The 12,824-nt window shown below is 35.5% G+C and carries 13 protein-coding genes; 6 read left to right on the forward strand and 7 right to left on the reverse strand.

Going from position 1 to position 12,824, the window contains the following annotated elements; translation table 11 throughout:
* The first annotated feature begins 240 nt into the window (after positions 1 to 240).
* Positions 241 to 1,677, forward strand: a complete 1,437-nt coding sequence (locus ACY65O_RS15550) for a M56 family metallopeptidase (protein ID WP_462221776.1) — start codon at positions 241 to 243, stop codon at positions 1,675 to 1,677.
* Positions 1,678 to 1,759: 82 nt separating this feature from the next.
* Here ACY65O_RS15550 and ACY65O_RS15555 read toward each other — a convergent pair whose 3' ends face one another.
* The 4 genes from ACY65O_RS15555 to ACY65O_RS15570 form a co-directional block, all read right to left on the reverse strand.
* On the reverse strand, positions 1,760 to 2,815 hold the full coding sequence (locus ACY65O_RS15555; protein WP_462221777.1) for a cytochrome-c peroxidase: 1,056 nt from the start codon (positions 2,813 to 2,815) through the stop codon (positions 1,760 to 1,762).
* Positions 2,816 to 2,950: 135 nt separating this feature from the next.
* The gene (gene lpxK / locus ACY65O_RS15560) at positions 2,951 to 4,003 is read right to left on the reverse strand and encodes a tetraacyldisaccharide 4'-kinase (protein ID WP_462221778.1); all 1,053 of its coding nucleotides are present in this window, start codon (positions 4,001 to 4,003) and stop codon (positions 2,951 to 2,953) included.
* 130 nt (positions 4,004 to 4,133) lie between these two features.
* Complete coding sequence (locus ACY65O_RS15565) at positions 4,134 to 5,282, reverse strand: BT_3928 family protein (RefSeq protein ID WP_462221779.1); 1,149 nt, start codon at positions 5,280 to 5,282, stop codon at positions 4,134 to 4,136.
* A gap of 278 nt (positions 5,283 to 5,560) precedes the next feature.
* Positions 5,561 to 6,109 (reverse strand): DUF1599 domain-containing protein, encoded by a 549-nt coding sequence (locus tag ACY65O_RS15570; protein ID WP_462221780.1) that lies wholly within the window; start codon positions 6,107 to 6,109, stop codon positions 5,561 to 5,563.
* A gap of 120 nt (positions 6,110 to 6,229) precedes the next feature.
* Here ACY65O_RS15570 and folP point away from each other — a divergent pair, with 120 nt between their 5' ends.
* On the forward strand, positions 6,230 to 7,054 hold the full coding sequence (folP, locus tag ACY65O_RS15575; protein ID WP_462221781.1) for a dihydropteroate synthase: 825 nt from the start codon (positions 6,230 to 6,232) through the stop codon (positions 7,052 to 7,054).
* Positions 7,055 to 7,090: 36 nt separating this feature from the next.
* On the opposite strand, the gene ACY65O_RS15580 is transcribed toward folP, so the two are convergent.
* Positions 7,091 to 8,110 (reverse strand): FKBP-type peptidyl-prolyl cis-trans isomerase, encoded by a 1,020-nt coding sequence (locus tag ACY65O_RS15580; protein ID WP_462221782.1) that lies wholly within the window; start codon positions 8,108 to 8,110, stop codon positions 7,091 to 7,093.
* Between the two features lie 19 nt (positions 8,111 to 8,129).
* Entirely contained in the window at positions 8,130 to 9,149 is a 1,020-nt protein-coding gene (locus tag ACY65O_RS15585) for a DHH family phosphoesterase (protein ID WP_462221783.1), read from the reverse strand.
* A gap of 174 nt (positions 9,150 to 9,323) precedes the next feature.
* Here ACY65O_RS15585 and ACY65O_RS15590 point away from each other — a divergent pair, with 174 nt between their 5' ends.
* From ACY65O_RS15590 to ACY65O_RS15605, 4 genes are all read left to right on the forward strand, one after another.
* The gene (locus tag ACY65O_RS15590) at positions 9,324 to 9,740 is read left to right on the forward strand and encodes a nucleoside-diphosphate kinase (RefSeq protein WP_462221784.1); all 417 of its coding nucleotides are present in this window, start codon (positions 9,324 to 9,326) and stop codon (positions 9,738 to 9,740) included.
* 270 nt (positions 9,741 to 10,010) lie between these two features.
* Complete coding sequence (locus ACY65O_RS15595; RefSeq protein ID WP_462221785.1) at positions 10,011 to 10,742, forward strand: spheroidene monooxygenase; 732 nt, start codon at positions 10,011 to 10,013, stop codon at positions 10,740 to 10,742.
* A gap of 46 nt (positions 10,743 to 10,788) precedes the next feature.
* The gene (locus ACY65O_RS15600) at positions 10,789 to 11,736 is read left to right on the forward strand and encodes an arginase (RefSeq protein ID WP_462221786.1); all 948 of its coding nucleotides are present in this window, start codon (positions 10,789 to 10,791) and stop codon (positions 11,734 to 11,736) included.
* 13 nt (positions 11,737 to 11,749) lie between these two features.
* Entirely contained in the window at positions 11,750 to 12,352 is a 603-nt protein-coding gene (locus ACY65O_RS15605) for a DUF1684 domain-containing protein (RefSeq protein ID WP_462221787.1), read from the forward strand.
* Positions 12,353 to 12,395: 43 nt separating this feature from the next.
* Here the strand turns inward: ACY65O_RS15605 and ACY65O_RS15610 are convergent.
* A partial coding sequence (locus tag ACY65O_RS15610) for a hypothetical protein (protein WP_462221788.1) occupies positions 12,396 to 12,824 on the reverse strand: 429 nt, incomplete at its 5' end.

The raw sequence follows: 12,824 nt of genomic DNA on the forward strand, positions 1-12,824 counted from the left end.
TTTAAATAAAATGATTGATACTTTATTTGCAGGTTCGTCTGCTAATTTAGTATTGCAGGCATTAGGCGGCCACAATGCAAGCGAAGAAGAACTGGAGAATATTCAGGAGCTGATTACGCAGCTTAAAAAAGATAAATAAAAAATAGTTTATCAATTATCTAGCTAATCAGTTTAGCAGTAAAGAACAAATACACTAATCAACCAATAAACAAATTAACCAATCAACTAATTAATTTCAAAATGACGCATCTCTCTTACAGTTTCTGCATGAGTATGTTGCACAGCATTTGGCAGGCTGGTTTATTGCTGGTGGTTTATTTTTCATTTGAAAAAATTGTTCAAAATAAAATTAACCCTTTACAAAAAAGAAACTGGCTGTTTGTTTTATTGTTTACACAAACAGTTTTTACCCTTATTACTTTTGGTATTTATTATTTTGATGCAGAAAATACTTTTACTGCAAACTATATTGGTGAGGCTGTAAACGGAATATTTTCTAAAAATATACTGAGTGCATATACCCCCTGGCTTTGTTCAATTTACATTATTGCTGTTAGTTATAAAATTATTAAAGCCATTTACGAATGGCGCAATTTTAAAAAACTACATTACGCCGGGTTGCAAAAACCATCCGTAGATTTAAAATTATTTACTTCTTTAAAGGCCAACCATTTTGGTATAAAAAGAAAAGTGCAATTATGGTTTAGCAATACAATAAATGCACCGGTTACTTTTGGTTTTTTAAAACCTGTTATTCTGTTACCCGTAGCATTAGTAAATCAAATTAACATGCAGCAGGCAGAAACCCTCATTTTGCATGAGCTTACCCATATAAAAGCAAATGACTATCTGCTCAACTGGTTTTTAATTATGGCAGAAAATATTTTCTTCTTCAATCCTTTCGTTATTTTAATTTGTAAAAAAATACGCTTAGAAAGAGAAAAGTATTGCGACAGCAATGTAATAGCTTTTCAATATTCGCCAATATTATACGCAGAAACATTATTGCAGGCGCAATACCTTCAGCAGTATATTCCTCCATATCAGTTAGCAGCAGTAACAGGCAAAAAACAATTACTAAAGCGTATGAAATTTTTTACCAACAGCAAAAACTTTACGCATACAAAAACAAACCTGCTTATATTTCCTTTATTTACTTTTTTATTGGTGTGTACTTTTGCAACTGTATTATTTTTTCAAAGTAAAATTACTGCAGCAGTAAAACCTGCTGTACCTGCGGCAATCGTTATGCCTGTTGCAGAAACTTATAATGAATTAAACGTTCCTACCTTTGTAAATAACATTATAGAAAGTTTTACCGATGAAAATTTAAAAAAGATACAGGCATCGGTAGAAAAACAGCAGCCCATTATTGAAAAGCAACTGAAGCAATTAGAGCCACTAATAAAATCTATTCATGAAAAAGCAGCAATACTGGCAGCGCAAATGGATGAAAATTTTGTATCCCCGGTTGCTTTAAAAGAAAGTGATACTATAAGGCAGATTATTATTAAAGAAGAACACTCAGGTTCTAAAAATGCTACCCTAAAAGTTTATACCGTATCTTTTATTAATGGCGAATGGGTTTTAATTCCCGAATGGATGCTTGCTGCAAAAGAAGTTAATGCAGACACGCTGCAGAATAAAATTGATACCACTCATATCAACCAGGAATAATTTTTTAAAACATAAGAGCTTATAAAAAATTACCTTTTTACGCATTCATCTAATGGCGTAAATTCAAAAAAATAACCCTTTTTTATTTAAAGGGAGATGCAAATTTTTCTTCTGTTAAAATAGTATTGTCGGTAAGTGTATTTAAAAAAGCTAATAAATTTTGCACGTCCGGCGGAGCTACTGAATGGGCTGGTATTGGTGTCAGCCCACTGCCTGGCGCACCCGCAGTTAACATGGCCTGCAAACTTACTACACTCCCATTATGAAATAATGATTTACTGTTGGCAACATTTCTTAAAGAACCCGACTTAAACCTGTTTTGATTATTTATGCCTGCATCATTGGCATCTGCTAAACCAAACGGTGGCGTTTGACTGTTTAAAAACATGGGTGGTGTATGGCAGGTAGCGCAAGCGTTTGGCCCGGCAGCAGTTAAAAATAACTGTTCGCCCTGTGCTTCTGCAGTGGTGAAAACAGCCAGCCCCTGTTTTACTTTATCATATTTAGATTGATAAGTTACAATGCTTCTTTCAAACTGTGCAATAGCTTTAGCAATTAGAACAGAATCTATTTGTGTGCTGCCAAATGCTTTTTGAAATAATGCAGGATAATAATTTAAGGCTTTTACTTTAGTTTCTAGCTCAGCCAAAGTTAAACCCATTTCTACTTTGTTTTGTATGGGTTGCAGGGCTTGCTTTTCTACACTTGCAGCTCTTTCATCCCAAAACATTTTTCCGCTTTTATAAAACCTGAGGTTTAATAATGACATTGATGTTCTGTCGGTTGGTCCGCCATCAAACCCTTTGCTTAACCTTGCAGTATCATCAAAACCAAATTGCTGCTGGTGGCAACTGCCGCAACTTACTTTATTGTTTTTGCTTAATTGTTTATCGTAAAATAAAACACGGCCCAGGGCAGCGCCATCATTGGTGATGGCGTTATCTGCTGGTGTATTATCATTAAGTTGCAAAGCATTTTGTATATGCGCCGGATAAGTGGTAATATAATTAAATGGTATTGCTGGTAAAACCGGAATTGCAGCAGCGGTTTCGGCAGTACTGTTAGTTTCATTTTTAGAACAATATTGAAATGTTACAGTTACAAAAAATATACAGGCAATTATTTTAATTTTTTTCATTGCAATAAGGGTTATTATGGGTAAATGAAACCTAAGAACGCTGAATAGCCTTTAATATTCTGTTTTCTTCATTCTTTATTAAATGATGATGCATCTCATAAAGAAATGGTTGGGTTGCCGGATAAATATTAGGAATTAATTTTTAAAGGAAGTAATATATGTAGTAACCATTTTATCAAAAATTGTACTTTCGTTAAACAAAAAAGAATGTTCTATCGGCAATACATACACCGGATAGTCTTTCAGTTGCTCTTCAAACTTCATTAGTCTCACCCCATCTTTTTCTGTGGTTAAAATTATTTTGTTGACATTTTCAATTTTTTCAAAGTGTTTTTTTATATCTGCTAAATCATCGCTGTTAAAAATATGATGATCGGGATACCGCAGCATGTCATACCCATGTACATTTTCGGCTAAAAAAACTTTTAACGGATTAGGGTTGGCAATACCGCATACCAATAAAATATTAGTGTGAGAAGTTATTGCAGCCTGGCTTTTATTAAAAAGATGGCAGGGTTTTGAATAAACAATTTCTGTAAAAAAAACAGATTGATGCGCCAAAGGTTTTATTTCTGCTGTAATTGTTTTTTTTTCAGCGGCAGATAACCCGGCTTTACATTTTGTAACTACAATTATATCCGCCCTTTTCATGCTAGCTTTTACATCACGTAAATCTCCGGCAGGTAAAATTATATCTCTTGTAAAAAGATTGTTGTATGCTGTAAGTACAATATTTAATCCTGCTTTTACCTGCCGGTGCTGAAAAGCATCATCTAAAATTATTACTTCAGCATCCGGCCTGTCGTGCAGTAATTGCGGAATAGCCACCAGCCTTTCCTCCCCTACAGCCACTGCCACATCAGGAAATTTATTATGAAACTGCATCGGCTCATCACCAATTTCCAAAGCTGTTGAGGTTGTATTTGCAATGGTATAACCTTTTGTTTTTCTTTTATAACCACGGCTTAGCGTAGCCGTTTTAAAATCTTTTTGCAGCAGGCGAATTAAATGTTCTACCATGGGTGTTTTACCGGTGCCGCCAACTGCAATGTTGCCTACACAAATAATGGGGAAATTAAAAGAAACAGATTTTAAAATATTTTTATCAAATAACCAATTACGAACCCACACTATACAACCATAGATTAGTGACAAAGGAAAAAATAAATATCTGAAACTTCTTAGCATTTTTTGGTTAACAGGCTGAGTCTTTTATTAGTACCTTGATATGAACAATTTTAATTCTTTTTTAACCCCATTCTATACTCCAAGGTCAAAGTATTTAATTTTGCTTATGCCACCCATTGTTTTTTTTAAGCTACAAAGTTTTAGTTACAGTATCTTTTACATTCCGCACTAAATTTTTTGCATCTGTCCAACTCCACTTATTTTGTACTACGGGGCCTTTCATAAAAAACAAAGTAGGGTTAACCCTTGCGGCAGTTTTAATGGCTGTACCATCGCATGAAAATATTTGCAGTTTAAAATCGCCGGGATTGTTAAAAATTTCATTGGCTGTTTTTACATCCGAAGTAACAAGATAAACCGTTGGTGTTTTATTGGCATAAAAAGTTTTAAAATCGTTGTACCATTTATCTTCTTTTTTATTAAATTCTTTTACAAATAATAAATAATATTCTCCGGACTGGTTTAAAACAGCTTCAGTAGTATCGTTACCACTTTCGGTGGTAAAAGAAAAATCATTTATCAGCGCTACTTTTCCATTTCCTTTTTCTAATAATTTTTTATTGGCTTGCTTTACAAATGTCCAGGTACTGTCAGGCAGTTTGTCCATGCCAAATTCTTTTTCTTCAGCCCCCTTTTTATAAATATAAGAGTAAAAGAATTTATCGTACGTAGCGTCGGCTGGGGTTTTGCGGAGTTCTAAAATATTATTACCAATCTTATAAGGCAGGCAATCTTTAATGGGTAAATGTTTAAGCACATAAAATTGCAACGACAAAACTCCAATTAAAGCAAGTAAAATAATTGTTCCGCCAATCATTTTTTTAAATAACGGCTGTATATATTTTTGCCCGATAAGAATGGCAATGATAAGAGCAGTAAGAATAATATCTTTTGTAAATGTTTGTATGGGTGTCAGCGGAATACAATCGCCAAAGCAACCGCAGGCCCTTATTTTGCCGCTGAATAAAACAAAGGCGGTTAAGAAAGTAAAAAACAAAGTGAGTAAGAATAATAACCAGGTGGTGAGTTTTTTTTGCCAGCCGATTAATAGAGCTACGCCTAACACTACTTCTAAAGTGATCATAAAAATAGAGAAGCCTGTTGCATAATTGTTGAGCCAGTTCATTAAACTTTTGAAGTAACCATCGGCGGCCCATACTTCAAAAAATTCCTGCATTTTGTAGGCCAGGCCCAAGGGATCGATGGCTTTTACCAGGCCGGAGAATATGAAGAGTGCTCCTACTAATAGACGGGAGATGTTTACAAATAGTTTCATCATAATATTTTTGTGAAGTGTATTTTAATTGCAAACCATTTTTTATTCTTTGCTTCTTTACTTTTTTTCTTGACAAAAAAAGTAACAAAAAAGTCAAGCCAGGAAAAAAACAGCCCTTTCCTGCCATGGAGCCTTGTTGAAATTTTATACTACTGTGGCTTCAACATTTATTCTCTATTCTTAAATTCAAAGCACTGCAATAAAATAGTTGAAACTTTTAAATCTATTACTCCAAAAAACTTCAAACATCATAAATCAAACATCAGACATTAAAAAATAAGTTAAGAGCTATGTACTTCCTCTTCTATTAAGATTAAACCAAATACTGCATAATTAATAATATCATAAAAGTTAGCATCAATACCTTCGCTGATTAAGGTTTGGCCTTTGTTGGCAATAATTTGTTTGATGCGTAAAATTTTTGCCAGTATTAAATCTACAAAACTTTCCTGGCTCATCTCCCGCCATGCTTCACCGTAATCGTGATTTTTATCCAGCATTAATTTTTTTGCGATGGCAGTTTTTTCGCTGTATAAATTTTCAACAGTTGCAATTGGTAATTCTTCCAGCTCATCATCTTTAATATCTAACTGTATTAAACCAATGATACCGTAATTTAAAATCCCTTTAAATTCACTGATGATATCGTCGCCAATTTTTTGTTCGCCCTTTTCCTGTATGGTGCGTATGCGTTTTGCTTTTATATAAATTTGATCGGCAACAGAAATAATACGGTACACCCGCCACGAAGTACCATAGTCTTTTGTCTTACTTAAAAAAATTTCTTTAGAAGTTTGTACTGCGTTGTCGTATTGTTGGTTTGTTGTCACTTATATAATTTGTTTAGAAGTTTAGAGTTTAGGCGTTTAGGCGTTTAGTGTTAAACATTGCAAGTTGTCCATTGTCTGTTGTCTGTTGTATCTTAGCTCAAAAATAATTGAATTACACCAATGTTTACATTAAACTGCAAGGGTAAATTATTAGCGTTTGATACTCCCATAATTATGGGCATCATTAATGCCACGCCAGATTCTTTTTATAAAGGCAATATTAATGAGGATATGCTGGCATTGGCAAAAAAAATGATTGATGACGGTGCCACCATTTTAGATATTGGCGGGCAAAGCACCCGGCCCGGCAGCGAAAGAATTAATACAGATGAAGAGATACAAAGAGTGTTACCTGTTATAGAAGCCATTCATAAAAATTTTCCGGAAACTATAATTTCTATTGATACTTACAGCAGCAAAGTTGCACTGGCTGCTGTGGAAGCTGGCGCATCAATTGTAAATGATATCAGCGCTGGCAATATGGATGATGCAATGATTGCAACAGTGGCCCAATTAAAACTGCCTTATGTATGCATGCACATGCAGGGCAAACCTGAAAGCATGCATAAAAATCCTAAGTATGATGATGTGGCAAAAGAAGTATTGGATTTTTTTATAAGTAAAATTGAGCACTGCAAAAGCGCAGGCATTGTTGATATTATTATTGACCCCGGTTTTGGTTTTGGTAAAACTATCGAACACAACTTTTCTTTATTAAAAAAAATGGAGGTTTTACAAATGCTGGATAAACCAATACTGGCAGGCCTTAGCAGAAAAAGCAGCATCTATAAAACTTTAGGCACCACTGCCGAAAATGCATTGAACGGCACCACTGCTTTAAACACTATTGCCCTGATGAATGGTGCATGTATCCTTAGGGTGCATGATGTAAAAGAAGCTGCAGAAGCAATAAAATTATTTACAGCATACAAAAAAGCACCCTGATTTTGCAGGATGCTTTTTGATTATAATTAGTTTCTTTTACTTATTACCAGTTTGTGGCTGTTGTTGTTGCTGCTGCATCTGTTGCTGCATTTGCTGCATCATTCTTTGTTGCGCCATTTGCTCTTCCTGTTTCTTTTTCATAATGGCTGCATATTGTGTTGGTGATATTATATCCACCACTGCAATATCAAAAACTAAATTATCATTAGGCTTAATTTTTTCTCCGTTACCTCTTTTACCGTAACCTAAGCTTGAAGGAACATAAAATTTTGCTTTGCCACCCTTTTTCATCAATTTTAAACCATCAATCCAACCCTGTATTACCTGTGGGCCTCTCATATCAATTGGATAAGGTTCTACGTGTGAAAAAGAAGAATCGGTATTAGAATCAAATGTAACTCCTTCTCCTCCCATTGATTTACCGGTGTAGTTAACCATCAATATACTGCTGTCTGTTAAAGTACCGGTTCCGGGTTCTAAAATTTGCACGTAGGTACCTTTACCAGCTTTTACTGCGGTTATTTTATTTTTTGCCAGGTATTCTTCAATGGATTTACTATCTTTTGCTAATTGTGATATGGCAGCAATAGAATCCCTTTTCTGTGCAGCAGCCATAAATATTTTTTGTGAACTGTCTGCCTGCTCTTTTGTTGTAAAGCTGTTTAAAATGGTAAAAGTCTGCATAATAAACTGGCCTTTTTTCATAAATGGCGGTGCCTGTCCCTGTGCTTTTGCAAGTATGCTGTCGGTAGAAATTTTTATGGTAATACTGTCCCCCACATGAATATTTTTAAATATTTCTTTAAATGGCTCAGGAAAATTAGCCGTATCGTACATGGCATATTGCGGCACTCCTTCTTCTGCTGAATTTGATAAAACACTATCCTTGTATTTAGCAAAAGAATTCATTTCAATAAAATTACCTGTCAATACTTTAGGGCCTTTTTTATTGCTGATAATTTTATACTGAGAGCCGTCTTTAGCTTTTTTAAACGGAGTGGTGCAGGCTGATAATGCTATCAAGCAAATAACCGCTGCATTAAAAATTTGTTTCATTGTTTACTTTTATATGTTTTTAAAATTGATAACTGCTTAATTGGGCCACATTTTCCTGCATGGCCTGTTTAAATTTTTCCACTACTTCTTCCAATGGTTCTTTATTAAAACCCCCGGCGGCATTAAAATGACCACCACCATTAAAATATTTTCTTGCAAATGTATTTACATCAAATCCGCCTTTGCTGCGGAAAGAACTTTTGCGCTCTTCTCCCCTGTCGATAATTACAGCGGCAAGTTTTATACCTTTTATGCTTAGCGGATAATTTACTATACCTTCTGTATCACCAGTCCTCATATCGTACTTAACCAAATCGGTTTGAGGTATCGCAATTAATGCGGCATTATATTCATAAAATATTTCCATGCGGTTAAGCAAAACATTTCCAATAAACCTAAAACGGTTCTCTAAAAAATTATCAAATAATTCTTCATGCACACGGCTGTGATCCAATCCCTTTTCTTTTAGCTTTGCCACCATTTTATGTACACTTGCTGTGGTGGATGGAAAACGGAATGAACCGGTATCCGTCATTACCCCTGCATAAACACATTCCGCAATTTCGGGTGTTATTTTATCTTCATTGCCCGAGTCAACAATAAAATCATAGATCATTTCGGCAGTGGAACTTTTGCCCGTATCACTTATACCGTATGCAAACACTTCGGTTTGCGGTTCCCGGTGGTGATCTATTAAAATCTTTTCTGCCTTTGCTGTCATCAATTTTTCTTCCATTCTTTTAGTACGGCTGAGCGTATTAAAATCCAGGCAAAAAATCCAGTCGGCTTCTGCAATGGCAATATTCGATTTTTCGTTGGGTGATTCAAAATCCAGCACCGTTTTACAACCCGGCATCCAGTTTAAAAAAGTAGCCCAGTTGGTAGGCGATACCACCGTTACACTATGCCCAAATGCTTTTAAAAAATGATATAAGGCCAAAGAAGAACCCATGGCATCTGCATCGGGTTTTTGGTGGGTAGTAATTACCACTTTTTTAGGCAGGCTCAGTAAAGGAAAGATGTCTTGAATTGGCTTCATAAATGAGGCGCAAAAGTAGGGGAAAACAATCAATTTTAGATTGCAGATTTGGTATTTCAGATTTTTTTAAGCTTCAAGCGGCACACTATTTGGGCCAAAATACACACAAATCTAAAATCGGAAATCTTAAATCTGCAATCCCTTCCTATCTTTGCGGCCTAAAAAAACGAACCAATGAGTAACAGAACATTTACAATGATTAAGCCCGACGCTACAGCTAAAGGAAACACCGGCGCCATTTTACAAATGATAAATGCCGCAGGTTTTAGAATAGTAGCTATGAAAATGACACAGCTTAGTATAGAAAAAGCGGGTGAATTTTATGCCGTACATGCCGAAAGACCTTTTTATGGAGAACTGGTAGAGTTTATGAGCCGGGGACCAATTACAGCCGCCATTCTTGAAAAAGAAAATGCAGTAGAAGATTTTAGAAAACTGATTGGCGCTACCAACCCGGCCAATGCAGAAGATGGTACCATCCGTAAATTATATGCCGCATCAGTTGGCGAGAATGCTGTACATGGCAGCGACAGCGATGAAAATGCAGCTATTGAAGGCGATTTCTTTTTCAGTAAGCTGGAGCAGTTTTAAATTATTATAAAGTTCACTTTAAATTAACGCAAAAACGTCACAGGTTTATAACAGTTTTTGTAATCCAAACAGACTTTAAAAAACCTGTGAAATTTTCCAGAGCCGTTGAACTTTCAGCGGCCTTTTTTTGCCCTAAATAAAAAGCCCCCCGAAAAATCGGCGGGCTGTTTCTTAACTAAAAGCACAAACAAACTAAGGTTAGGATAAAAACTGTGTTGAACTTTTATAATAACGAAAAAGTTTGGGCTATATTGCGTTTTTAAATTTTATATGACTGCTACACTTACAATAATACGTTACCGTAAACGGTTTATCCCATTTGCCTTTTTAGCAATGGTTTTATTCAGGTTTCCCCTTTGGTTTAATAAAAGATGCGGCTTTTGGAAACTGATGGGCAGTGGTAAAAATGGCACTTTTGATAAAACCCCCGACCTGCAGCAATGGGCAATTTTAACCGTATCTAATTTAAAGTTTAAAGAAGTGCAGCTAAAACATTACGGAGAAGCACTTTTATTGCAAAAATTATACGGCAACTTTATACGAAAATGGATTGACCTGTTCAATTGCGAAACAGTAACTTATTTGCTTGAACCCATTGAAGGGCATGGTTTGTGGGATAGAAAAAAAGTTTTTGGCGAACTGCCACCTAAGTCTGATTACGAAGGACAAATTGCCGTTTTAACCAGGGCAACAATACGTTTATCAAAACTAAAACAGTTTTGGAAAAATGTAGATGGTGTTGCATCAAAAATGGCAGGCTCCGATGGATTTATTAACTCTTACGGCATTGGTGAAATACCATGGATAAAGCAAGCCACCTTCAGCGTTTGGCAAAACAAACAAGCAATGAAAAATTTTGCTTACCAAATGAAAGACCACCAGGAAGTGATACAAAAAACCAGAAAAGAAAACTGGTACAGCGAAGATATGTTTGTGCGGTTTAAAATAACCGGCTGTACCGGAACAGTTAACGGAGTTAATCCCTTAAAAGTAAAGTTGTAACTTTAACTATCACTAAACAACATCAGCCTGCCAGCTGATTAGTTATATGAAGAATATAAAACTAATTGAAGTGCCTTCTGAAATTGGTGCAGGTACACGTGGCGCCAGCCTGGGTATAGATGCGATAAAGATTGCCGCCCTGGATTTTATGAGTAATTTTTTTGTTCATTTTCCTTCGGAGAAAATTGAATCAGAAAATCAGTTACTTTTTGAACCTATACAATCGCCTTATGCCAAAAGAATAAATGGCGTGGTAAGTATTTGCGAAAAAATTAGCAAGGCGGTGAATGATGCAGTGAAGAATAATTTTTTTCCGGTAGTTATCAGCGGTGACCACAGCAATGCAGCAGGAACTATTGCAGGATTAAAAATGGCCAAACCAAAAAGCAAATTAGGTGTGGTGTGGATTGATGCACATGCCGATCTGCATACGCCTTACACCACCCCAAGCGGCAACATGCATGGCATGCCGCTTTCGGCAAGTATTGCTGAAGATAATAAAGATTTTAAAGTACATGACCTTGACGAAAAAACAGAAAAGTTGTGGAACCAGCTTAAAAATATTGGAAAAATTTCGCCTAAAATATTACCGGAAGATATTGTGTTTATTTCTTTAAGAGATTTTGAAAAGGAAGAAAAACATGTAATAGAAAAACATGGCATAAAAGTTTTTAGTACCAACGAAGTAAGGCGCAATGGCGTTGAAATTATTTACCGTAAAGCCATCCGTTACTTAAGCGACTGCACCGATATTTATGTAAGTTTTGATGTGGACAGTTTAGATTCTTCTATCAGCCGTGGTACCGGTACACCTGTTAGCAATGGTTTGAGAGAAAGAGAAGCCGAAGACTTAATAAGTAAGTTTATGCAGCACCGCAAAATTTGCTGTTTCGAAATTACTGAGGTAAACCCCACTTTAGATAAAGAAAACCTTATGGCAGAAATTGCTTTTAATATTTTACAACGAAGTGTGAATACATTAATGATGAACTAAAATTTAATCCGCTATGAAAAAATATACTTTTCTGCTTATTGCCATTTTTTGTTTGCAAATTTCTTTTGCACAAAAAAGTAAAACCTATACCGATTCCATAAAAGTCTTTCAAAAAAATTATGTAACCTCACACGAAGTAGTGAAAGGTACCGACAGAAAATTTTTTCGTTTTTTTGAGGCAGATAAAACTTATGCCGTACAATGTACTTTCGAAAAATCGACCGACACCACTGTTGTTGTAATGAAAACCTCTGGTAAAAAAATACCCCAGAAAGATTTTATCCGGTACGGAAAATTATTATTTACTATTCATGATACTGCATTGCAACTAACGGTTTATAAATCTCAAATTATATCACCTCTTACAAAAGATTATTTATTTATTCCTTTTACAGATGTTACCACCGGTGATGATACTTATGGCAGCGGCCGCTATATCGATTTGCTGGTTACTGATATAAAAAACAATACCGCTATCATCGATTTCAATAAAGCCTATAATCCATATTGTGTTTACAATAATGGTTACAATTGCCCTTTACCTCCCAGAGAAAATTATTTAGCTGTTGCAATAAAGGCAGGCGAAAAAAATTTTGCAAAACCTGATGGGCATTAAAAAAGCCGCAAAATAATTTACGGCTTTTTTAAATATTTTTAAACTACAATCCTCCGGGCATCTCTTGTTTTCTTCTCATTTTAGCCAGCGAAGGATCTAACTGAATGGCCTTATCGCACATGGCCTGGCCCCTGTCTTTTTGTCCTTTCTTTTGAAAACACATGCCGGCCTGGTACAATGCTTTAGCATCATTAGCATCCAGCTCTAATAATTTTTGGCAAAACTCTAATGTTTTATCATACAGTTTACGGTCGTAATAAGCCTGGGAAATATCCCTTAACATATCTTTGTTACCCGGTTTTTTTGCCATTATATCCAGCAATATTTTTTCTCCTTTTTCAAACTCGCCGGAGTAAATGTAAGCGTAACCGAGATTTTCATTAAAGTCGTTGCTTTGTGTAAACCCGTTGTTAGCAGCTTTATTAAAATAGATAACTGCATTTTTAAAATTATTCGAATTGTAGTTCATAAA

Source organism: Ferruginibacter sp. (assembly GCF_031430955.1).
In the GTDB taxonomy this organism is placed as follows: domain Bacteria; phylum Bacteroidota; class Bacteroidia; order Chitinophagales; family Chitinophagaceae; genus Ferruginibacter.